21 protein-coding genes are annotated in these 22,289 nt (G+C 70.3%); 16 read left to right on the forward strand and 5 right to left on the reverse strand.

Features of this window, described 5'->3' with window-relative positions:
• Positions 1-261: 261 nt before the first annotated feature.
• Positions 262-792, forward strand: coding sequence for a phosphotransferase (locus AB0L64_RS18205; protein WP_363711359.1), 531 nt, complete (start codon positions 262-264; stop codon positions 790-792).
• Here the strand turns inward: AB0L64_RS18205 and AB0L64_RS18210 are convergent.
• A complete protein-coding gene (locus AB0L64_RS18210) occupies positions 744-1,484 on the reverse strand; it encodes a MerR family transcriptional regulator (RefSeq protein ID WP_359936637.1) in 741 nt (246 codons plus the stop codon). The genes AB0L64_RS18205 and AB0L64_RS18210 overlap by 49 nt on opposite strands.
• Positions 1,485-1,566: 82 nt before the next feature.
• Between AB0L64_RS18210 and AB0L64_RS18215 the strand changes: the two genes are divergently transcribed.
• From AB0L64_RS18215 to AB0L64_RS18225, 3 genes are read left to right on the forward strand one after another with little or no spacing between them, the layout of a single operon-like run.
• Positions 1,567-3,390, forward strand: coding sequence for a hypothetical protein (locus AB0L64_RS18215; RefSeq protein WP_363711361.1), 1,824 nt, complete (start codon positions 1,567-1,569; stop codon positions 3,388-3,390).
• Entirely contained in the window at positions 3,387-4,454 is a 1,068-nt protein-coding gene (locus AB0L64_RS18220) for an alpha/beta hydrolase (protein ID WP_363711363.1), read from the forward strand. The genes AB0L64_RS18215 and AB0L64_RS18220 overlap by 4 nt, the downstream gene beginning before the upstream one ends.
• A gap of 47 nt (positions 4,455-4,501) precedes the next feature.
• A complete protein-coding gene (locus AB0L64_RS18225; RefSeq protein ID WP_363711366.1) occupies positions 4,502-5,647 on the forward strand; it encodes a CoA transferase in 1,146 nt (381 codons plus the stop codon).
• A gap of 48 nt (positions 5,648-5,695) precedes the next feature.
• On the opposite strand, the gene AB0L64_RS18230 is transcribed toward AB0L64_RS18225, so the two are convergent.
• From AB0L64_RS18230 to AB0L64_RS18240, 3 genes are read right to left on the reverse strand one after another with little or no spacing between them, the layout of a single operon-like run.
• Entirely contained in the window at positions 5,696-6,778 is a 1,083-nt protein-coding gene (locus AB0L64_RS18230) for a LacI family DNA-binding transcriptional regulator (RefSeq protein ID WP_359936625.1), read from the reverse strand.
• A gap of 11 nt (positions 6,779-6,789) precedes the next feature.
• Positions 6,790-7,107, reverse strand: a complete 318-nt coding sequence (locus AB0L64_RS18235; protein ID WP_355697102.1) for a hypothetical protein — start codon at positions 7,105-7,107, stop codon at positions 6,790-6,792.
• 4 nt (positions 7,108-7,111) lie between these two features.
• The gene (locus AB0L64_RS18240; protein WP_363711371.1) at positions 7,112-8,056 is read right to left on the reverse strand and encodes a DUF6772 family protein; all 945 of its coding nucleotides are present in this window, start codon (positions 8,054-8,056) and stop codon (positions 7,112-7,114) included.
• A 177-nt stretch (positions 8,057-8,233) separates the two neighbouring features.
• Here AB0L64_RS18240 and AB0L64_RS18245 point away from each other — a divergent pair, with 177 nt between their 5' ends.
• From AB0L64_RS18245 to AB0L64_RS18295, 11 genes are all read left to right on the forward strand, one after another.
• Complete coding sequence (locus tag AB0L64_RS18245; protein ID WP_363711373.1) at positions 8,234-9,037, forward strand: helix-turn-helix domain-containing protein; 804 nt, start codon at positions 8,234-8,236, stop codon at positions 9,035-9,037.
• Entirely contained in the window at positions 9,037-9,963 is a 927-nt protein-coding gene (nikB, locus tag AB0L64_RS18250; protein WP_359936613.1) for a nickel ABC transporter permease, read from the forward strand. Before AB0L64_RS18245 ends, nikB begins: the two co-directional genes overlap by 1 nt.
• A gap of 2 nt (positions 9,964-9,965) precedes the next feature.
• The gene (locus tag AB0L64_RS18255) at positions 9,966-10,847 is read left to right on the forward strand and encodes an ABC transporter permease (protein WP_363711375.1); all 882 of its coding nucleotides are present in this window, start codon (positions 9,966-9,968) and stop codon (positions 10,845-10,847) included.
• The gene (locus AB0L64_RS18260) at positions 10,847-11,830 is read left to right on the forward strand and encodes an ABC transporter ATP-binding protein (RefSeq protein ID WP_363711377.1); all 984 of its coding nucleotides are present in this window, start codon (positions 10,847-10,849) and stop codon (positions 11,828-11,830) included. Before AB0L64_RS18255 ends, AB0L64_RS18260 begins: the two co-directional genes overlap by 1 nt.
• Positions 11,820-12,824, forward strand: coding sequence for an oligopeptide/dipeptide ABC transporter ATP-binding protein (locus AB0L64_RS18265; RefSeq protein WP_363711379.1), 1,005 nt, complete (start codon positions 11,820-11,822; stop codon positions 12,822-12,824). The genes AB0L64_RS18260 and AB0L64_RS18265 overlap by 11 nt, the downstream gene beginning before the upstream one ends.
• Complete coding sequence (locus AB0L64_RS18270; RefSeq protein WP_363711381.1) at positions 12,821-13,480, forward strand: histidine phosphatase family protein; 660 nt, start codon at positions 12,821-12,823, stop codon at positions 13,478-13,480. The genes AB0L64_RS18265 and AB0L64_RS18270 overlap by 4 nt, the downstream gene beginning before the upstream one ends.
• Positions 13,477-14,238: an endonuclease/exonuclease/phosphatase family protein gene (locus tag AB0L64_RS18275; protein ID WP_363711383.1), complete on the forward strand. Its 762-nt coding sequence runs from the start codon at positions 13,477-13,479 to the stop codon at positions 14,236-14,238. The genes AB0L64_RS18270 and AB0L64_RS18275 overlap by 4 nt, the downstream gene beginning before the upstream one ends.
• An 11-nt stretch (positions 14,239-14,249) precedes the next feature.
• On the forward strand, positions 14,250-15,752 hold the full coding sequence (locus tag AB0L64_RS18280; protein WP_363711385.1) for an ABC transporter substrate-binding protein: 1,503 nt from the start codon (positions 14,250-14,252) through the stop codon (positions 15,750-15,752).
• 267 nt (positions 15,753-16,019) lie between these two features.
• Positions 16,020-17,555, forward strand: a complete 1,536-nt coding sequence (locus AB0L64_RS18285; protein ID WP_363711387.1) for a sugar ABC transporter ATP-binding protein — start codon at positions 16,020-16,022, stop codon at positions 17,553-17,555.
• A complete protein-coding gene (locus tag AB0L64_RS18290) occupies positions 17,552-18,586 on the forward strand; it encodes an ABC transporter permease (RefSeq protein WP_363711389.1) in 1,035 nt (344 codons plus the stop codon). Before AB0L64_RS18285 ends, AB0L64_RS18290 begins: the two co-directional genes overlap by 4 nt.
• Positions 18,587-18,599: 13 nt before the next feature.
• Positions 18,600-19,607 (forward strand): substrate-binding domain-containing protein, encoded by a 1,008-nt coding sequence (locus tag AB0L64_RS18295; protein WP_363711391.1) that lies wholly within the window; start codon positions 18,600-18,602, stop codon positions 19,605-19,607.
• A 125-nt stretch (positions 19,608-19,732) separates the two neighbouring features.
• Here AB0L64_RS18295 and AB0L64_RS18300 read toward each other — a convergent pair whose 3' ends face one another.
• A complete protein-coding gene (locus tag AB0L64_RS18300) occupies positions 19,733-20,728 on the reverse strand; it encodes a LacI family DNA-binding transcriptional regulator (protein ID WP_363711393.1) in 996 nt (331 codons plus the stop codon).
• A 119-nt stretch (positions 20,729-20,847) separates the two neighbouring features.
• Between AB0L64_RS18300 and AB0L64_RS18305 the strand changes: the two genes are divergently transcribed.
• Positions 20,848-22,278, forward strand: a complete 1,431-nt coding sequence (locus AB0L64_RS18305) for an NAD-dependent malic enzyme (protein WP_363711395.1) — start codon at positions 20,848-20,850, stop codon at positions 22,276-22,278.
• The last annotated feature ends 11 nt before the right edge of the window (positions 22,279-22,289 follow it).

Genomic DNA, 22,289 nt, shown 5'->3' on the forward strand with positions numbered 1-22,289 from the left:
GGACGGCGTCCGCAGGTCGAGGGTCTGCGTCTGACGGCGCGTGGTGATGGTGCGGGGCCGCCGACGGATCTGCTGCTGTCGCATCCTCTTCCTCCTGCCGGGTTGTTCTGGTAGCTATACGCTCCCGGATGAGGCGCGGTTCAGACATGCGGAGGATTACCTATCCGACTACCCAACCGCCCCCGGCCGTCACGTCCGGGTTCTCTAAGGGACGCTACCGGGGACCATGGACAGTTTTTCGGGGTAGGGAAAGATGCCTGCGTGGACAGTCTGCTGAGGCACTGGGGGCTCCAGGGGTACGATGTACGGCCGCTCACCGAAGGCACCAACAACACCGGTTTCTACGTCGGCGACGAGTACGTACTGCGCATTCACCGCAACGCGATCGACCCGGTCTACGAGCACGCGGTACTGCGCTCACTGGGCCGGCTGTCCTTCGCCGTCCCGGTGCCGGCGCCCACGAACGGCGAAACCGCGATCCGCGGCGAACTCGACGGCCGCCCAATCCTGGCGAGCCTCAGTCGCCGCATCCCCGGCGAGCGCAACCTCACCGTGGTCCACTTCCAGCGCGGGTACCTCGACGCCTTCCCGCTGACCGATGCAGAGCTGAGCGCCGTACCGGAGCTCGAACTGCCGCGCGAGGCGACCAGTCTGGTGCACTGGTACGGACGCTACCTCGAAGGCCAGACCACCGCCGCCGGCATGGCGGAGCGGGGCGAACGCCTGCTCCGGGTGAGTGCCGGTCAGCCTGTGGAGGGGAGGGCTTTGGGGTCGAGGCCGAGTTCTTCGTAGGCGACTGTTTCGATTTCATGGGCCATGGCTTCGCGGAAGGCGGCGACCAGGGCCTGGCCGGCCAGGGGGATGATGCCTTCGAGGGTGCGCTGGATCTCGGGCCAGCCGTCGGCGGGCATGCCGGCGTTGGTGAAGTCGCGCCAGACGGTCGAGCGGAACAGTTCGACGTACGTCTTGGCGACCGCGTCGGCCTGTGCGAAGAGCTTGGGCAGCATCTCGAAGATCGCCTGCATCGGGACGCCGAGTTTGATCACCTCGAGGCCGGTGCGCAGCAGGTCCGGGTTCGGGATCCGCAGCCGGCCGTCGTCCAGCCGCTCGGCGATCCCGAGCTCGACGATCTGCTCGATCACCGCCGGATCGTGCGGTACGCCGGCCCGCTCGGCGAGCTGGAACTCGTCCAGCTCCTCCGGCTCCGACGGCGTCCACGGGTTCACCAGGGTCTCGAACACGCCGAGCGCCATCGCGCCGTCGGGCAGTTCGCCCATCATCCGCTCGACCGCGGCCAGCGTGTAGCCCTTGTCGAGCAGCTCGCGGACCAGCGTCAGCCGGGCGATGTGGTCGTGCCCGTAATACCCCGTCCGGCCGACCAGCCGCGGCGGCGGGATCAGCCCCCGCCCGGCGTAGGCACGCACGTTCCGGACCGTCATGCCCACCTTGGCGGCGAGCTGGTCGACAGTGAGCTCCTCATCCACCCTTGACAGTCTTCCAGACTCCACGTTACATAGTAGATGTAACATGCGCCATGGCGCATGCCTCATGTCGTGAAGGAGTTCCATGGCGATCCCGCTGGCGACCACCGGTACGGCGACGTTCGACCAGATCGCGATCGTCACCGGCGTCGTGTCGGTGCTCTATCTCGCACTCGCCGTGCTGCTGTGGCGCGAACGCACCGGCCACGTCACGCTGGTAGGACGGTTCGCGGACACCATCGGGAGACTGGACGGAGTCCCCCGATGGGCCGCGCTGACGCCGTACCTGCACGCCGTCTCGCTGCTCGCCTGCGCGTTCGGGGTCTGGTGGGACATCGCGGTGCACATCGACCGCGGGCGTGACACCGGCCCGTTCGGTACGCCGGCGCACTACCCGATCTTCTTCGGCATCCTCGGCGTGATCGTGTCCGGCGTGCTGCCGATCGCGCTCGCCGGCAAGCCGCTGCCGGCCCGGACGATCAAGCTCACCCGCGGCTGGCGGATCCCGTGCAGCGCGGCGCTCGTCACGGTCTGCGGCACGTTCGCGCTGGTCGGCTTCCCGCTCGACGACGTCTGGCACCGGCTGTTCGGCGAGGACGTCACGCTCTGGGGACCGACCCACCTGCTGATGATCGGCGGCGTGGTGTTCTCGATCTTCGCGCGGCTGCTCGCGATCGCCGAGGTCGAGCAGCTGGCCGGGCCGAACAAGCGGCGGATGTTCCAGGAAATCGTGTCGGTCGGCGCGCTGCTGATCGCCTGGGACCTGTTCAGCACCGAGTTCAACTACGGCGTACCGCAGTTCCCGCTGATCCTGCAGCCGCTGCTGATCGTGTTCGGCGCCGCGATGGCGTTCACGATCCTGCGCGCGCGGCGCGGTCCGGGGACGACGTTCGCCGCGCTGGCTGTGTACCTGCTGATCCGCGGCGGGATCGCCTGGGCGGTGGCCGAGCCGCTCGGCGAGATCGTCGGGCACTTCCCGCTGCTGGTCGTCGAGGCGCTGCTCGTCGAGGCCGTGGCGTTTGCCCTCGGCAACAAGAGTCGCTTTCGGCTCGGCGCCGTCGCCGGCCTGCTGATCGGGACCGTCGGCGTGGTCGCGGAGTACGCCTGGAGCCACGTCTGGATGCCGATCGCCTGGCCGTCGTCGCTGCTGCCGTCCGCGATCGGGTACGGCGTGGTCGTCGGCGCCGGCGCCGGCCTAATTGGGGCCTGGCTCGCGACCCGGTACGCCGAGGTGGCCGGCGAGGAGCGGGCGATCGGGATCAAGCACATCCGCCCGGTCGCGGTCCGGCGGACCCATCAACTGGGCGCGGTCGGACTGGTCGCGGTCGTGGCGACGGTGTTCTTCTGCGTGCCGCGGACGGCGGATGCGGGTGTGTCCGGGGTCGTGTCGTTGGAGCGGGTGGCCACGGGGGCCGAGCCGACGGCGTACGTCACGATCACTCTCACGCCCGCCGATGCGGCCGACGGCGCGCGCTGGTTCGAGGCGCTGGCCTGGCAGGGCGGCGGGCTGGTGTTCCACCCGATGGAGAAGGTTGCCGACGGCACGTACCGGTCGGCGGACCCGCTGCCGATGTACGGGAAGTGGAAGTCGATGGTCCGGCTGCACCAGGGCCGGCGGGACATGGTGGCGAGCTGGGTGTACGCGCCGGAGGATCCGGCGATCGAGAAGCCCGCGATCCAGGTGTCGAACGGGCAGCCGGTCGAGTTCGTCGACGAGCAGCAGGTGCTGCGGCGCGAGGAGCGGACCGACGTGCCACGATGGATGTGGAACGCCGGGTACGCGCTGCTCGCGGTGGTCGGACTGCTCGAGGTGATCGGGATCGCCTGGCTGGTCGGGCGCGGCGCCCGCGGCGGGCGGATGCGAGCGGCCCACCTGGCCGAAGGCGAACGGGAACGGGAGACTGCGTGACGATCCAGTTGGAGCGCTCCGGGGTCACGACTCCGGACGGAGTACGGCTGAACGTCGAGGTCGCCGGGCCGGCCGACGCACCGGTGACGGTGCTGCTGGTGCACGGATGGACGTGCTCGACGCGTTCGTGGCACAACCAGGTCGAGAGCCTGCCTCAGATCCTCGGACCGGACGCCGTCCGCGTCGTCACCTACGACCACCGCGGCCACGGACGGTCGGACGCGGCGCCGGCCGGGACGACGCGTCTCGATCAGCTCGCCGACGACCTGGCCACCGTTCTCGACGAGGTCGTCGGTGCCGGCCCGGTCGTGTACGCCGGGCACTCGATGGGCGGGATGACGCTGATGGCGGCCGCCGACCGGCGCCCGGAGCTGTTCGGTTCCCGGATCCGCGCCGCGGCCTTGGTCAGCACCACCTGCGGCCACCTCACCGAAGGCGCTCTCGGGCTGCCCACGCGGTTCGACCCCGCGGCCACCCGGATCGCGCCGCGGGTGCTGAACGCGGTGGGCCGGAGCATCGACCGCCGCGACGCCCGTCGAGCCGTAGCCCAAGAGGTCGAGGCCGAGGCCCGAGAGGCCGGGGCCGCGGCTCAAGCGGCCGAGGCGGCCGAGACGCGCGGGCGGGTCGCCGGCGCCCGGGCCCGAGCTGGTGGTGCAGCGGCTGCGGCGCAGGCCGCCGCGCGACGGGCTGCGGTGCTTGCTGCCGGGCTGCAGCGGCCGGCGTTGCGGCGGGTGGTGTTCGGGAAGAAGCCGGATCCGGCCGAGGTCGACCTGTTCATGGCGGATCTGGCGGTGGTGCCCGGTGCGTCGTACGGCGGGTTCTTCGAGACCATGCTCGAGCACGACCGCGGGGACGCGCTGAAGGTGCTCGAAGAGCTGCCCGTGGAGATCATGCACGGCACCCGCGACCGGCTGCTCCCGCCGCGGCACGCGAACCGGATCGCCGCGCAACTCCCGAGCGCCCGCCTGTGGATCTACCCGGGCGCCGGCCACATGCTCATGCAGGAGCGTCCTAGAGACGTCACACACCGCCTCGCGTCCCTGGCGCGCAAGGTGATCGCCTGAGAGTCGCGTCACGGCCCGCCGCGGCGTCCTCGCCTACTCTCGACCTCGTGCAGAACCTTCTCTCCGATGTTGTGGTCGTCGATCTGACCCGCGCGCTGGCCGGTCCGCACGCGGCGATGATGCTGGGCGATCTCGGCGCGCGGGTGATCAAGGTCGAGACGCCGGACGGCGGGGACGACAGCCGCGGCTGGGGTCCGCCGTTCGTGGACGGCGAGTCGACGTACTACCTGTCGGCGAACCGGAACAAGGAGTCGGTGACCGCCGACCTGAAGTCGGACGCGGGCAAGGAGTTCCTGACCAAGCTGGTCCGGAAGGCCGACATCCTGCTGGAGAACTTCCGGCCCGGCGTCCTGGACCGGCTCGGCTTCTCCACCGAGCGGCTGCACGAGCTGAACCCCGGTCTGGTGATCCTCTCGATCACCGGGTTCGGCCACGACGGCCCCGAAGGCGGCCGGGCGGGGTACGACCAGATCGCCCAGGGCGAGGGCGGCCTGATGAGCATCACCGGCGAGACCGAGCCGACCAAGGTCGGTGCGCCGATCGCCGACCTGCTGGCCGGGATGTACGGCGCGTACGGCGCCCTGGCCGCGCTCCACGAGCGCTCGATCACCGGTAAGGGCCGGGTGGTGCGGACCAGCCTGCTCGCGTCGGTCGTCGGCGTGCACGCGTTCCACGGCACGAAGTGGACGGTCGCGCACGAGCTGCCCGTGCGGGTCGGCAACCACCACGCGCAGATCGCGCCGTACGGGCTCTACCGCACCCAGGACGACATCGTGCAGGTCGCGGTCGGCAGCGAGGGATTGTGGCGGCTGTTCGCCCCGATCGTCGGACTCGATCCGGCGGACGAGCGGTTCGCGGCCAACTCGGCCAGGGTGGCGCACCGCGACGAGCTGACGGCGGCGATCGAGGGCGCGTTCGCCGGCGCACCGGCCGATGTGTGGCTGCAACGCCTTGCGGACAAGGGGATTCCGGCCGGCAAGGTCCGCGACTTCCAGCAGGTGTACGAGTGGGAGCAGACCCGCTCCCAGGGCCTGCTCATCGACGTCGAGCACCCGACGCTCGGCACCGTCCAGCTGCCCGGCCCGCCGCTGCGTTTCGACGACAACCCGTACGCCGGCGCGCGCGAGACCAACCTCCCGCCACCCCGGTTGGGCGAACACAACGACTCGGTGCGCGCCTGGCTGGAAGAGTAGGCGGACCTGAGCCACTCACCAACCCCGCCCCACCTGCCGAGCCACCGCTCAGCTGGGCGCCGGACTCGGCTGGTCCTGGAGGTTGGTGAGTGCTGGGCGTCCGCCCGTCGACGCCCGGACCACCAGCTCCGGGCGGATCAACGTCTTTCGCGGACGCTCGACACCGGACTTCAGACGTTGCAGCAGCAGGTCGACCGCGGTGGTGCCGACCTCGGCCGCGGGCAGCCGGACCGTGGTGAGCGGCGGCTGCAGGTACGCCGCGTACGGGTGGTCGCCGTATCCGGTGATCGCGACGTCGCCCGGTACGGCGAGGCCGCGCTCGGCGAGGACGCGGAGCAGACCGAGCGCGAAGTAGTCGTTACCGGTGACGATGCCGTCCGGCAGGTCCAGCGACTGCGCGAACCGGTACGCCTCCTCCGGCTGCCAGGGCAGGGCGAGCGAGTCGTACCGGCGGGTGGGAACCGTACGGACCAGGTCGTCCGCGACCGGGAGCCCGGCGTCGGTCATCGCCCGGCGGAACCCGGAGATCCGGTCCGCCGTCGTGGTGATCGGCAGGTCCTCCTCGAGCAGCAGCAGGCTGCGCGCGCCACCGGCGATCAGGTGGCTGGTCGCTTCGTACGACCCGCGTTCGTAGTCGACGCCGACCATGTCGCAGTCGAGTTCGGGCACGTCACGGTTGACGAACACCAGCGGGATCCCGCTGTCCCGGACGCGACGCCAGTGGTCCCACTCGGCCTGCACCGGTACGACCACGGCGCCGTCGACCGCGGAGCGCAGCAACGCCTCGGTGGCGCGCTGCTCGTTCTCCACGCTCTCGTCGGTGACGAGCAGCAGCAACGAGTACCCCTGGGCGCGGACCCGGAGTTCGATGCTGCTGATCAGCTGCGCGTAGAACGGGTTCGAGGGGTTGGTGATGACGAGGCCCAGGGTCATCGCCGAGCCGAGCACAAGCGACCGCGCGAGCGTGTTCGGGACGTACCCGATCCGCGCCGCCTCGGCCTGGACGGCGGCCCGCGTGCTGGCGCTGACACTGTCCTTGTCGCCGAGCGCGCGCGACACCGTGTTCACCGACAGGCCGAGCGCCGTCGCGATGTCCCGCAACGTCGGCCGCGGCCGTGGGCCCTCCGTCATCCGTCCCCCTCTTACGCCTTCACGGCCAGGTGGATCCGTACCTGCACCGAGCCCTCGACCTTAGCGCGCAACCGCAGCCAGTGGCCGAACCCGGCGGCCGGCCAGCTGACCAGCTTGCCCGGCTCGACGACGTGCTCCGCGCCGTCGAGGTCGCACCAGGTGATCCCGTCCGGGGACACCTGCGTGACGTACGTCGCCGTACCGTCGCCGCCGACGTGCTGCACGAACCAGCGCGCCTCACTCGCCCAGGCGACCTCGTAGGGCTCGGTGGCGAACCGGGTGTCGAAGGTGGTGTCGCGTTCCAGCACCGCCGTCATGGACTGTCGCATGGGCCTACCAATCAACCGAGATGAGGACGGAGTCGAGGAAGAGGAAGTTGCGCACCGAGCTGTGGGTGCGCACCGAGAAGTAGAAGTTCAGCAGGTTCTCGAGCGTCTCGTAGCGTTCCTCGTACGGCGGAACGGGGACGTCGCGCATGTCCATCACCCGGTCGTTGACCTGCAGCTCCACGTTGCGCCGCTTGTCGGTGTCGATCAGCCAGCGCAGGTAGTGCCAGTTCACCTTGGTCGGGACCTCGTTGTAGCAGAGCTCCTGCGGCTCGCCGAACGGCTGCCAGTCCTCCGGGTTCGGCGCGGTGAAGTCCGCGGCGTACTCCAACTTCACCTTGCCCTCGAAGTGCTCGCGCGGCGTCGGTTCGGGGACGGTCGGCGCCATCCACCGCCGGGTGAAGTGGTTGTCCATATCGGTGTTCTGGTAGCGCGCGACCGTGTGGTACCGCAGGCCGCCGTCGCCGCACAGGTCGGTGGCGACCGTGAACGCGCCGAACTGCGCCTCGGACGGGTGCGTGTTGCCGTCCCACTGGACGTCGCCGAAGTTGTCCAGCTCGGCGCCGCCGCCGAGGGTGGCCTCGGACTTGAAGGCGAAGTACGTCTCGAGCTGGACGAGGCCGCGGCCGCTCATCGTGAGCCGGCGGATCGCGACCGCCGTGTGGCCCTTGTACGGGCGGGTGGCGAGCTTGAGCGCGTACGTGCCGCTGAGCGCGCCGTGCGTGCCGATGTCGAAGAAGTTGCAGGCCGACAGTTGCGGCGGCCGGAAGTCGCGCATGTGGTCGTCGACCGTGCTGAGGTCGCCGCGGCCGTTGTAGTTGCCGAGCAGCTCGGTCCAGCCGTGCGTGCCGCTGTCGAACTCGTCGAAGGCCAGGATCCGCGGCAGCGGCGAGAACTTGGACAGCTTCGGATCGGCGGACAGTAGCGCGGCGCGTACGTCGGATGTCGTCACGCAGTGCCTCCCAGGAAGTTGGATGTTCGGTGAAGTTAACGTTCACGGGAAATTGCCGTCAACGGGCCGTTCCACCTACAGCAACAGTGGTCTATTGACACCCAAATCACACGCTTCTACGGTGCATTAACGCTACCGTTAACGTTCACGGTGGCATCCTCTTCCCTGGGAGGCACCATGCAGTCGCTGAGCCGTGCCCTCACCGTCCTGGCCGAGCTCAATCGGGAGGACCGCCCGTACGGCGTCACAGAGCTGGCCGTCACCGTCGGCCTGCACAAGAGCACCGTTCACCGCATCCTCGCGACCTTCTGCGCGCACGGCCTGGCCACGCGCGTGGACGACCATCGCTACACCGCCCAGGACGGCCTCGCCGCCCTTCGGCAGACGGAACGCCCGGCGTCGCCGGAGCACTCGCTGGCCGAGCTGGGCGCCCGCCTCGGTCGCCTGGTCGTCCTCGCGAAGCCGCTGCCGAAGACCGCCGGACTGGTGCTCCAGGTCGCCGACGTTGCAGGCGGCGGCACTCGTGGTGCCGTCGCGTGCGCGCCCAACGCACGCAGCGCGCACGGCGTGCTGCAGCCGCGCGGCGGTGCGGCGGTGGGCAGGATGCGGGCGGGCGGCGACGCCGGCCCGGCCGTCAGCGGCGATGTCGGCCAGGCTGCGAGCTGGGACGGCGGTCGCTCGCCGGTTCGACCGGGACACGCGGTCTCGCTGCGGCGGAGCGCGCTCGGGCGGGCCTACCTCTCCGCGCTTCCGATCGAGCAGGTGACCGGCACGCCTGATCTGCTCGACGCCCTGCGGCGGATCCGGGTGTCCGGGTTCGCGCACAACGCCCGCCCGGTGGCTTCGCTGCCGCGGATGGTTGCCGTGCCGGTGCGAGGGCCGGACGGTTCGTGCGCCGGCGCGCTGGGCGCCGAGCTGATCCAGCCGGGGTCCGTCGACGAGGTGCGGCGCGTGGTCTCCGTGCTGCGGAGCGGCGTCTGATGGCGGCGTACGTCGTCCGGCGGTTGTTCTTCTCGCTTTTCGTCCTCTGGGGCGCCGTCACGATCATCTTCGTCGTCCTGCGGCTCGTCCCCGGCGACCCGGCGTACATCATGCTCGGGCCGGACGCCGACCAGGCGCAGGTGGCCGCGCTGCGCGCGCAGCTCGGGCTCGACCAGTCCCTGATCCAGCAGTACGCGACGTACCTGGCGAACGTCGTACACCTGGACTTCGGCGAGTCTTTCCGGCTGAACGCGGACTCGATGAGCCTTGTCCTGCAACGGGTCCCGGCCACCATCCAGCTCGCGACCACCGCGTTGCTGCTGTCGTTGCTGATCGGCCTTCCGCTCGGCGTGATTGCCGCACTCCGCGCGCACAGTTGGGTGGACCGGTCGATCTCGGTGTTCTCGCTGATGGGGCAGTCGACGCCGTCGTTCTGGCTGGGGATCGTGTTGATCCTGGTGTTCGCCCGCGGGCTGAAGATGTTGCCGAGTGCGGGATCCGGGACATGGGCGCACCTGGTGCTACCGACGATCACGCTCGCGCTGCCGTTCCTGGCGATCCTGGTCCGGCTGACGCGCAGCGGGCTGCTCGAGGTCGTGCACGAGGGCTACGTGCAGACCGCGCGGGCGAAAGGGCTCGGCGAGGGGATCGTGGTCCTCGTGCACGCGTTGCGGAACGCGCTGATCCCGATCGTGACCGTCGTCGGGCTGCAGTTCGGCGCGCTGCTCGGCGGCACGGTGATCGTCGAGACGGTGTTCGCGTGGCCGGGCGTCGGCCGGTTGCTGATCGACTCGATCGGGCGCCGCGACTACGGCGTCGTGCAGGCCTCGATCTTGCTGGTGGCAACGATCTTCGTGGTGATCAATCTGCTCGTCGACCTCCTGTACGGCTTCTTGGACCCGCGGGTCCGTCTGGCGGGTGACTGACCTTGACTGTCGAGCTTTCCGTGCCGGCCCCGGTGGCGGTGCGCCGTCGTACCAGGGCCGGATCGGCCCGGATCCGGTTCGGGTTCGCGGTGATCGCGGTGTACGTCGTGGCCGCGGCGATCGGGCCGTGGCTGTTCCGGTACGACCCGGTCGGCACCCGCACCGCGGACCGGCTGAAACCGCCGTTCACGCGGCTGTCCGACGGGTCGTTCGCGATCTTCGGCACCGACCAGGTCGGGCAGGACCTGTTCGCGCAGATGTTGCAGGGGGCAAGGATCTCGATCGCCGTCGGGCTGGCCACGCTGGTGCTGGCCGGGACGATCGGGGTCACGATCGGTCTCGCCGCCGGGTACTTCGGCGGCTGGCTCGACGGCGTCCTGATGCGGCTGGCGGACATCCAGCTGGCGTTTCCGTCGATCCTGCTGGCGATCTTCATCGCCGCGCTGCTCGGCCCGTCGGTGGTGAACGTGGTGATCGTGCTCGCGGTGGCGAACTGGGTGACGTTCGCGCGGGTCGCCCGCGGTCAGGCCCTGGCGACCCGGCGGCGGGAGTTCGTCGACGCGTCCCGGACGCTCGGCGCCGGCACCTGGCGGCTGGTCACGCGGTGCGTCCTGCCGGCCTGTGTCGCGCCGGTGCTGGTCGTCGCGACGGTCGAGATCGGGCACGTGATCCTGGCCGAGGCGTCGCTGAGCTTCCTCGGTCTCGGGACCCCGGCCTCGACGCCCAGCTGGGGCGTGACGATCGCGAACGGCCGCAACTACCTGGCCGACGCCTGGTGGATCTCGACGATCCCGGGCATCGCGCTGGCCTTCCTGGTGATCTCGCTCGGCGTGCTCGGCGACGCGCTCCGGGACCGGTACGACCCGCGGCTGAGGAGTCTGTGATGACGTTGCTGAGTGTCCGCGACCTGCGGGTCGAGTTCGCCACGGCCGGCGGGGTGGTGACCGCGGTCGACGGTGCGTCGTTCGACGTCGATGCCGGCGAGACCGTTGCGCTGCTGGGGGAGTCGGGCAGCGGGAAGAGCGTGACCGCCCAGGCCCTGCTGGGGATCGTGCCGAAACCGGCCGGGCGGGTGTGCGGCGGGTCGATCTCGTACGACGGCCGCGACCTGCTGGCGCCCGGAGCGGCGAAGGGACTGCGCGGGCGGGAGATCGCGATGGTCTTCCAAGACCCGCTGAGCTCGCTGAACCCGGTCTTCCGGGTGGGCGCGCAGATCGGCGAGATGTTCCGGCGGCATCGCGGGGCGTCCCGGCGCGAGGCGCGGGCGGCGGCGCTGGACCTGATGCAGCGGGTCGGGATCCCGGCCGCGTCGAAGCGGCTGGACGACTACCCGCACCAGTTCTCCGGCGGGATGCGGCAGCGGGTGATGATCGCGATGGCGCTCGCGCTGTCGCCGCGGCTGCTGATCGCGGACGAGCCGACGACCGCGCTCGACGTCACCGTGCAGGCGCAGATCATGCAGCTCCTCACCCGGTTGCAGTCCGAGGAAGGCATGTCCCTCGTCCTCATCACCCACGACCTCGGCGTGGTCGCCGACGTCGCCGACCGGGTGGTCCTGATGTACGCCGGCCGCGTGGTCGAGACGGGCCCGCTCCGCGAGGTCTACGAGCACAGCGCCCACCCGTACACGTCGGGCCTGATGGCGTCGGTCCCCGCCCTCGACGGGCCCCGCGACCGCCTGATCCCCATCCAGGGATCCCCACCAGACCTCCTGTCCCTCCCCTCCGGCTGCTCCTTCCGCCCCCGCTGCCAGTACGCCGACGCCATGTGCGCCGACATCGAACCTGACCTTCGCCAACTCCCCGGCCGTCCCACCCACCGCGCCGCGTGCCACCACCCGGAAGGAGCTCTCACCCATGCCCACTGAGTCTCCGTTGCTGTCCGTACGGGACCTGCAGACCTCCTTCCCGATGCGGTCCTCGGTGTTGCGGCGGACCGTGGGGCAGATCCAGGCCGTCGCCGGGGTGTCCTTCGACATCCCGGCCGGCGGGACGCTGGGGCTGGTGGGGGAGTCGGGGTCGGGGAAGTCGACCGTGGCGCGGACCGTCATCGGGTTGGAGAAGGCGCGGTCGGGAAGCGTCGTCTTCGACGGCGAGGAACTGACCTCGTTGCCCAAGGCATCCATGCGCCGGGTCCGCCGCCAGCTGCAGATGATCTTCCAGGACCCGTACGCGTCGCTCAACCCGCGCGCGACCGTCGAGCAGATCATCGCCGAGGCCTGGCAGATCCACCCCGACGTCGTCCCCCGGAACCGGCACCGCGCCGAGGTCCGCGACCTGCTCGAACGCGTCGGGCTCAACCCCGACCACGCCGAGCGGTACCCGCACCAGTTCTCCGGCGGCCAGCGGCAGCGGATCGGCATCGCCCGCGCGCTCGCCCTCCGCCCGAAGCTGGTGATCTGCGACGAGGCGGTCTCCGCGCTCGACGTCTCCGTCCAGGCCCAGGTCCTGAACCTGCTCGAGGACCTGCGCCGCGACCTCGGCCTCGCGTACCTGTTCATCGCCCACGACCTGTCCGTCGTCCGGCACATCTCCGACCGGGTCGCGGTGATGTACCTCGGGCGGATCGTCGAGACCGCGTCCCAGGACGAGCTGTTCACGCGCCCGCTGCACCCGTACACACAGGCGCTGCTGTCCGCCGTACCGGACCCGAAGCCGTGGGACAAACCCGCCCGCGAGCAGATCATCATCGGCGGCGACGTCCCGTCCCCCGCGGACCCGCCGTCCGGGTGCGGCTTCCGGACCCGCTGCTGGAAGGCCGAGGACCGCTGCGCGCACGACGTACCTGAGCTCAGCACGCGGCTCGAGTCGCACCCCGCCGCCTGCCACTTCGCCACCGAACTCGCCGGAGCCGCCTCGTGACCGAACTAGTCCTCCTCCGGCACGGCGAATCGGTCTGGAACGCCGAGCACCGGTACCAGGGCCAGCAAGGCACCGGATTGAGCGCGCTCGGCCGGCAACAGGCGAAGCAGGCCGCGGAGTACCTGCGGTCGTTCGAGTTCGACGCGATCGTCGCGAGCGATCTCCAGCGGGTGCAAGAGACGTTGCAGCCGTACCTGGACACCTGCGACCACCTGCCGGTGCGGGTCGACCAGAGATGGCGGGAGATCGACGTCGGCACCTGGGGCGGACGGACCTTCACCGACGTGTACGCCGACGAGCCGGACGTCGTGGACGCCTTCGCCCGGGGCGAAGACGTGGCCCGCGGCGGCGGGGAGACCTTCGCGCAGCTGCGGGCACGGGTGTGGGAGGCGGCAACGGAGCTCGCCGATCACGCAACCACGGACGACGGTGCGGGCGGCGAGGTGGATGCGGACGCAGGGGCGCGGGTCGGCGGGCGTGTGCGACGGGTGCTGGTGGTGACGCACGGCGGGCCGATCCGGGTCGCGGCCGCGTCGGCGCTGCAGCTGCAGCCGGGGGCCGAGCTGTTGCTGGACCCGCCCGTGAACTGCTCTCTCACCATCCTGCGCCTCGACGGACTCGCGGCGTACAACCTGCCGACCGGGACGGACCGATGACCTTCACCTTCGTGGCGATGACCTACAACCTGTGGGCCGACTTCCACCTCGAGCAGCGCCGCGACGCGATCGCGAGCCTGTTCACGACCCGTCCGCCGGACCTGCTCGCCGTACAGGAGCTCCGGCCGGTCACCCGCAAGCTGCTCGACGACGTCCTGCCCGATCACGACCGCGTGGACGGGACCGCGGGCTGGGAGACGCAGAGCAACCTGTGGTGGCGGCGTGACCTGTTCACGTACGTCGAGCACGGCGCCGAGGACGTCGGCATCCTGTCGCGCGACGCGCACTTGTTCTGGGTCCGGCTCCGCACGCCGGACGAAGCCGAGCTGGTCTTCAGTACGGCGCACCTCACCTGGCCCGGCCACCCGGACGAGCGGACCGACCACGTCAACCGCCGGATCGCCCAGGCCCGCGCGATCGGGGAGGCCCTCGAACGGCTGGCCGGCCAGAACGCCTGCCTGTTCACCGTCGACATCAACGACATCGGCCCACCGCAGTGGGAGCTCGGCAACGCCGGGTTCCTGGACAGCTTCACCGCCCTCGGCCGGCACTCACCGGTGACCCATCCGGTGGTGCCGACGGTCGCGACCGGTCCGATCGGGACCCGGTTGTCACCGCTCGCCTCACCCCCCAAGGCGATCGACTGGATCTTCGCCCGCGGCCCGCTCGCCGCCCGGTCCAGTGAGGTCGTCGACTTCTTCCACGACGGCCGCGCCCCCTCCGACCACCATCCGGTCGTCGCCACCTACACGCTTTGAGGAGAACCCCTGTGCTGAGGAAGCGATTCGCGGCGGCGCTCGGCGCCGTCGCACTGGCCGCGGTGGCCGCCTGCTCGCCGGCCAGTGAGCCGAGCAGCGGCGAACAGGTCCTGCGGTACGCGCCGGCGATGTTCCCGGTGTCGCTGGACACCCACAAGTACGCCGGTGAGGAGGCCGTGCAGACCGCGATCCAGCAGATCATGGAGCCGCTGGTCCGCGTCGACGACGGCAAGATCGTGCCGGTGCTGGCCACGTCGTGGGAGAACCCGGACCCGACGACGTGGGTGTTCAAGCTCCGCTCCGGCGTGAAGTTCTCCGACGGTACGCCGTTCACCGCGAAGGACGTGGTCGCGTCGTACGAACGCCACAAGAAGCTCGACGGCCCGCTGGTACCGCTGTACTCGACGGTGACGTCGTTCGCGGCGACCGACGACCAGACCGTGACGGTGAAGACCAGCAAACCGCTCGGCACGTTGCTGAGCTCGCTGACGCTGCTGTTCATCGGGCCGGCCGCCAAGGTCGACACCGACGGGTTCTTCAACAAGCCGATCGGGACCGGGCCGTTCACGGTCACCGCGTTCCAGCCCGACGAGAAGCTCGAGCTCGCCGCGAACCCGACGTACTGGGACGGCGCCCCGAAGCTGAACAAGCTGGAGTTCGTGAACATCCCGGAGGTCGCCGGGCGGATCACCGGGCTGGAGAACGGCGAGGTCGACGTGCTGACGCAGATCCCGCCGGACCAGGTCGGTTCGGTGCAGGGCAGCGAGCAGATCACGTACTCGACCACGCCGAGCTGGACGTACTACTTCGACTGGTTCAACTCCAACCGCAAGCCGTTCACCGACAAGCGAGTGCGGCAGGCGATGTGGCACGCGCTCAACCTCGAGGGCACCGTGAAGGACCTGTTCGGCGATCTCGCGTCGGTCGCGCAGGCGCCGCTGGCCCAGGGCGTGATCGGCGCGCCGAAGCTGTCGCCGTACACCTACGACCCGGCGAAGGCGAAGCAACTGCTGACCGATGCCGGGTACCCGAACGGCTTCACCACGTCCATGCAGTGGCCGCTCGAGGGCGGGCCGAACATCCGCGCGCTGGCGCAGGCGATGATCTCGGACTGGGCGAAGATCGGCGTCACGGTCAAGCCGCTGGAGAAGGAACGCGCGCAGTGGCTGGAGGACTTCGGCAAGCTCAACTGGGACATGAACCTGCAGACCAACGTGACCGGCACTGGTGATGCCGACTACACCCTGGCCCGCCTGTACGTGTGCACCGCGAAGCGCAACGGCTACTGCAATCCGGCCCTCGACAAGCTGCTCCTCGACGCCCGCTCGTCGGTCGACCAGGCGGCCCGCCCGAAGCTCTACCAGCGGGCCGGCCAGACGATCTGGGACGACGCCGTCGGCATCTTCCCCGCCGAGCTCGCGTCCAACGCCGCCGTCCGCTCCCGGGTCCAGGGCTTCGTGATGCCGCCGAGCGGCCGCCCGCTGTTCGCAAAGGTGAGCGTCGCCGGCAGCTGATCCCCGGACCGCCATCACTCACCAACTGTCTCCGCCCGTGCGAGCTCACGCTCCCGCGGGCGGAGTCGCGCGTCGGCCGGACGAGTTGGTGAGTGATGGAGGTCCGCCCCGACCTTCCACCCAGATCGAACAGCTGCCCGATCACCGGCGCATCACGGAAGCTTGGTCACGGTTCCGGCCGTTGGCGTGGTGAGGGGTTGACGGGTCAGCAGGCCGCGGTCTAGCGTCCGGGAAATCGATTACTCGCCCGGATCGCGGAGGTGTTGTGTGCCGGACCTCGTGCGGATGACTGCGATCGGGAAGCGGTACGGCGGTGTGCGGGCGTGTCACGAGGTGGACTTCGTGCTCGGCGCCGGGGAGGTGCACGCGCTGCTCGGCGAGAACGGCGCCGGCAAGAGCACGTTGATGAAGATCCTGTCCGGCGACGTGACCGAGTACGACGGCAGCATCGCGATCAACGGCGCGCCGGTGCGGTTCGGCGGACCGACCGACGCGCAGGCCGCGGGGATCGCGATGATCCACCAGGAGCTCGACCTGGTCCCGGGCCTGTCGGTCGCGGACAACATCTTCCTCGGCCGCGAGCTGCGGACCGCGGTGCGCACGGTGGACCGGCGCCGGATGGAACGCGAGGCCCGCGAACTGCTCGACCGCAGCGGTGTCAGCCTCGATCCGCGGCGGCCGGTCGGCGACTTGCGGGTCGGCGAGCAGCAGCTCGTCACGATCGCGAAGGCGATCTCGCTCGACGCCCGGGTGCTGATCATGGACGAGCCGACCTCGGCGCTCACCAGCTCCGAGGTCGAGCGGCTGTTCGACGTCATCCGCGAGCTCCGGCAGAGCGGCGTCGGCATCGTCTACATCTCGCACCGGATGGAGGAGATCTCCCGGGTCGCCGACCGCGCGACCGTGCTCCGCAACGGCAGCATCGTCACCAGTTTCGACCCGCGCGAGCTCAGTACCGCGGAGGTCGTCGAGGCGATGGTCGGCCGTCCGGTGCAGACCATGTTCACGACCCCCGACAGCGCCACCGGCGACGAACTGCTCCGCGTCGAGAACCTGAAGCTGAAGGCCCGCCGCCCGCGGCCCGGCCGCCGCGACCCCGACGGTATCTCGCTGACCGTCCGCGCCGGCGAGATCGTCGGCCTGGCCGGCCTGCTCGGCGCGGGCCGCACCGAACTGCTCGAGAACCTGTACGGCGTCGGGCCCGGCGGCACCCACACGGGCCGGATCCTCCTGCAGGGCAAGCCGATCCGCCCGCGCGGGCCGCGGCAGGCGCTGGCCCACGGCATCGGGTTCGTCCCGGAGGACCGGCGGACGTCGGGGCTCGTGCTGTTCCACTCGATCCTGGCCAACACGGTCGTCTCGAGCCTCCCGGCGTACGGCCGGCTCGGGGTGATCGCGCGCCGCAGGGAGCGGGCCGCGTCGGTGCGGACGGCCGACCGGCTGCGGCTGAAGTTCGGGCGCCTGCAGGACGAGGTCGGCACGTTGTCCGGCGGCAACCAGCAGAAGGTCGTGTTCGGGCGGATGCTGCTCACCGATCCCAAGCTGCTGCTCCTCGACGAGCCCACGCGCGGCGTCGACGTCGGCGCGAAGGCCGAGATCTACCGGCTGCTGGGCGAACTCGCGGCGCAGGGGCTCGGCGTACTGCTCGCCTCGTCCGAGTTGCCCGAACTGGTCGGCGTCTGCGACCGCGTCGTCGTGCTGCGGGACGGCCGCGACGTCGCCTCGTTCAGTACGGCGGACTCGGGCGAAGGCGATCTGCTGGCCGCCGCGATGGGACAAATCGAGGTCGGAGGAATGCAATGACCGACGTACAGGACCGAACCGTCGCGCCTGGGCAGGACGGGCCGGTGGAGCAGCGCAGCCTGGCCGCCACGCTCTTCCGGTTCCAGAGTGTCTTCGGGCTGATCGCGGTCTTCGTGGCGGCGATCATCTTCTCGCCGCGCAAGAACGGCGAGATCCTGTTCGTCAGCGCCGACAACCTGGCGAACGTGGTCCGCGCCGTGTCCGAGATCGGGATCATCGCGGTCGGCATGACGTTCGTGATCCTGATCGGCGGGATCGACCTGTCGGTCGGCGCGGTCCTCGGGCTCGCCGCGGTCGGGTCCGCCGTCCTGATGGTCGAGAACGACTGGGGCTTCCTGCCGTCCGTCGTGCTCGTGCTCGCGATCGGCCTGGTGTTCGGCGCCCTGCAAGGCGCCGCGACCGCGATGATCGGGATCCAGTCCTTCATCGTCACCCTCGCCGGCCTGCAGATAGCCCGCGGGCTGGCCCGGATCTGGTCCGGTGGGCAAGGCGTCGCGATCGCGTACGGCGACGGTCCCAAGGAAGCGCCGGCGTCGTTCGCGCTGCTCGGCGAACGGACCTTCGGCGGGCTGGTGCCGATCCCGGTGATCATCTTCGCGGTGGTCGCGATCGCCGCGGTGGTGTTCCTCCGGGTCAGCGCGTTCTCCCGGCACCTGTACGCCGTCGGCGGCAACGAGAAGGCCGCGCGGCTGTCCGGCGTACCGGTCGTCCGGGTGAAGATCGCGGTGTTCGCGATCTGCGGACTGCTCGCCTCGCTGGCCGGCATCGTGCACGCCGTCCAGCTCAACCAGGGCAGCCCGAACGACGGCATCGGCTACGAGCTGGACGCGATCGCCGCGGTGGTGATCGGCGGCACCAGCCTGGCGGGCGGCCGTGGTTCGGTGGCCGGGACGGTGGCGGGCGCGCTGCTGCTCGGCGTCCTGAACAACATCCTTGCCCTGAACAACATCGACTCCAACATCCAGCTCCTGATCAAGGGACTGGTGATCGTTGCCGCCGCCGCGCTGCAGCGACTCCGCCCCGCCTCGTGAGGAAGGTTCCGTCATGCGTTCTGTGAAGATTCCGTTGGCAGCAGCGGCAGTCGCTGCACTCGTGCTGGCCGGCTGTGGGACCACCAGTGAACGGACCTCGGGCGCCGCGTCGCCGGGCTCGTCAACGTCCTGCAAGGGAGCCGACGGCAAGTACACGATCGGGATGAGCCAGGCCAACGTCGCCGAGCCGTACCGGCAGCGGATGGACGACGACATCAGGGCCGCGGCCAAGGAGGTGCCGCAGTTCGACGTGAAGTTCGCGGACGCGGCGCAGGACAACGCCAAGCAGGTCGCGGACGTGGAGAACTACATCACCCAGCAGATCGACCTGCTGATCATCAGCCCGAACGAGGCGAAGCCGCTCACCGCCGTCGTGAAGAAGGCCTACGACAAGGGCATCCCGGTGATCGTACTGGACCGCAAGGTCGAGGGCGACGCGTACACCGGGTTCATCGGCGGCGACAACGTGCAGATCGGGCGCGAGGCCGGGAAGTACATCGCCGAGAAGCTGCTGCCGCAGGGCGGCAACGTCGTGGAGCTGAAGGGCCTGGCCGGCGCGACACCGCAGGCCGAACGGCACGAGGGATTCGTCGAAGGCATCAAGGGCAACCCGAAGGTCAAGGTGATCGCCGCCGCGAGCGGTGACTGGCTGCGGGAGAAGGGCCAGGCCCAGATGGACGCGCTGCTGAAGGCGAACCCGAAGATCGACGTCGTCTACTCGCACAACGACCCGATGGCCGAGGGCGCGTACCTGGCCGCGAAGGCGGTCGGCCGGGAGAAGGAGATGAAGTTCACCGGCATCGACGCGCTGCCGATCCCGTCCGGCGGCATCAAGGCTGTCGAGCAGGGCCGGCTGTCCGCCACCTTCACCTACCCGACCAACGGCAAGGAAGCCGTCGCCGCCGCCAAGAAGCTCCTCGTCGACTGCGGCACCATCGAGAAGTCCCAGATCCTTCCGACCCGCCTGATCGACGCCACCAACGCGGCCCAGATCTACGCCGAAGAAAACCCCACAGGCTGACGGCCCCCCGACCACCGATCGTTTGAGGGGTTCACCTCTCAACTGACCCCTTCACCACGCGCATGCAGCGGGTGAAGGGGCAACGGGCGAGGTGAACCCCTCAAACGGAGTGGAGCCGGGCGGGGTCAGGGGCGGCGGGAGCTGGCGCGGGGGATCAGGCGGGCGGACAGGGTGGTGGCGGTGGCGGGGCGGGTGTTGTCGGCGATGCGGGCGAGGAGGAGGCGGGCGGCGACGGTGCCGATCTCGTACGCCGGTTGCGCGACGACCGTCAGCGGCGGGTCGACGAGTGCCGTCCACGGCGCGTCGTCGAACGTGACCAGCCCGACGTCGTGTCCCGCCCGCACACCGCGCTCCTGCAGGGCCTGCAGTACGCCGACCGCCATCGCGCTGTTCGCAACGAGCAGGGCGTCCGGCGGCTCCGGCTGTGCGAGCAGGTCGAGCGCGGCGCGGTGCGCGCCCGCGGCCTTGTACTCGCAGCGCCTGACGAGTTTCGTCGTCCGGCGCCGCCGGGCGGCCTTCAGCGCCTCGCGGTATCCGGCCAGCCGGTCGTCCGCCGTACGGACGCCGGCCGGGCCGGTGATGCACCCGATCCGTTCGTAGCCCTGGGCAACCAAATGTGCGGTCGCCTCGCGGGCCGCGAGCCGGGTGTCGACCAGCACGACGTCGCTGTCGTGTCCGGGCAGCGGCCGGTCCACCGCGACGTACGCCGTACCTCGCGCGGCGAGCTTCGCGACCGAGGACGCCGGGCCGCTCGGGGACAGGATGACGCCCGCGACCCGTTCCTGGATGGCGATGTCGACGTAGCGGCTCTCCTTCTCCGCGCTCTCGTCGGAGTTGCACAGCACGACCGAGTACCCGACCTCGTGCGCCACGTCCTCCACCCCGCGGGCGATCGCGGTGAAGAACGGGTTCTCCACGTCGGAGATGATCAGCGCGACCACCGCGGCCTCCTGGCGGCGCAGGTTCCGCGCGGGGCCGTTCGGCTGGTATCCGAGCTCGTCGGCGGCCCGGCGTACCCGTGCCGCGAGGTCCGGGTCGACCGTCGGCTTGCCGTTCAGGGCCCGGGAGACGGTCGCCGTCGACACCCCGGCCCGTGCGGCCACGTCGCTGACAGTCGGCACTCTGGCTCCCTTCCTGACCGACCAGTATGCCGGGCGAGTAATGGATTACCCAGGGGTCCGCCGTGCACTTAACGTACGTAACCTCGGAGCATGACCAGTGACGTGAGAGGATCACCCGCGTGACTGCCTTGCCGAGTGTTTCGTACTCCATCACCGTTCGCCTCGAGGTGCCCGCCGGCGGCTCGACGGTGAGCAAGCTGACGACCGCGGTCGAGCAGGCCGGCGGTCTGGTCACCGCGCTCGACGTGACCGCGTCCGGCCACGAGCGGCTGCGGATCGACGTCACCTGCGCGGCGGCCGACACCGAGCACGCGGGCCGCCTGGTCGAGGCGATGCGCGCCGTACCGGGCGTCGAGATCGCCCGGGTCTCGGATCGGACCTTCCTGATGCACCTCGGCGGCAAGATCTCGATGGAGGCCAAGCACCCGATCCGCAACCGTGACGACCTGTCGATGATCTACACGCCGGGTGTCGCGCGGGTCTGCCTGGCGATCGCGAACAACCCCGACGACGCGCGCCGGTTGACCATCAAGCGCAACAGCGTCGCGGTCGTCACCGACGGCTCGGCCGTCCTCGGCCTGGGCAACATCGGCCCGAAGGCCGCGCTGCCGGTGATGGAGGGCAAGGCCGCGCTGTTCAAGCGGTTCGCCGGGATCGACGCCTGGCCGCTGTGCCTGGACACCCAGGACCCGGACGAGATCGTCTCGATCGTCAAGGCGATCGCGCCGGGCTTCGCCGGGATCAACCTCGAGGACATCTCCGCGCCGCGCTGCTTCGAGATCGAGGCCCGGCTGCGTGAGGAGCTCGACATCCCGGTCTTCCACGACGACCAGCACGGTACGGCGGTGGTCGTCGTCGGCGCGCTGTACAACGCGCTTCGCGTGGTGGGCAAGGACATCAGCAACGTGCGGGTCGTGCTGTCCGGCGCGGGCGCCGCCGGTACGGCGATCCTGAAGCTGCTGCTCGCGGCAGGCGTGAAGGACACCTGTGTCGCCGACATCGGCGGCGTCATCCACCCCGAGCGCGACGGGCTGTCGCCGGAGCTGCGCTGGATCGCGGAGAACACCAACGCCGCCAAGTACAGCGGCGACCTGAAGGGTGCGCTGGCCGGCGCGGACGTGTTCATCGGCGTCTCCGCGCCGAACATCCTGACCGGCGCCGACATCGCCACCATGAACGAGGACGCGATCGTGTTCGCGCTGGCGAACCCGGTGCCCGAGGTCGACCCGGCCGAGGCCGGCGAGCACGCCGCCGTGGTCGCGACCGGCCGCAGCGACTACCCGAACCAGATCAACAACGTGCTGGTCTTCCCGGGGGTCTTCCGCGGTCTGCTCGACGCGCAGTCGTCCAAGGTGTCGGTGGAGATGGAGCTGGCCGCCGCGCGCGCCCTGGCCGGCGTGGTGACCGACGACGAGCTGAACGCCAGCTACATAGTGCCGAGCGTCTTCCACCCGGAGGTGCACACGATGGTGGCCCACGCCGTTCGTGAGGCGGCCGGCGGCAAGGCTCCGGCCCACGAGAGCTACCCGGACGACGCTCCCGCGCTGTGAGTACGGTGGAC

The organism is Kribbella sp. NPDC051936, assembly GCF_040680955.1.
Classification (GTDB): Bacteria; Actinomycetota; Actinomycetes; order Propionibacteriales; family Kribbellaceae; genus Kribbella.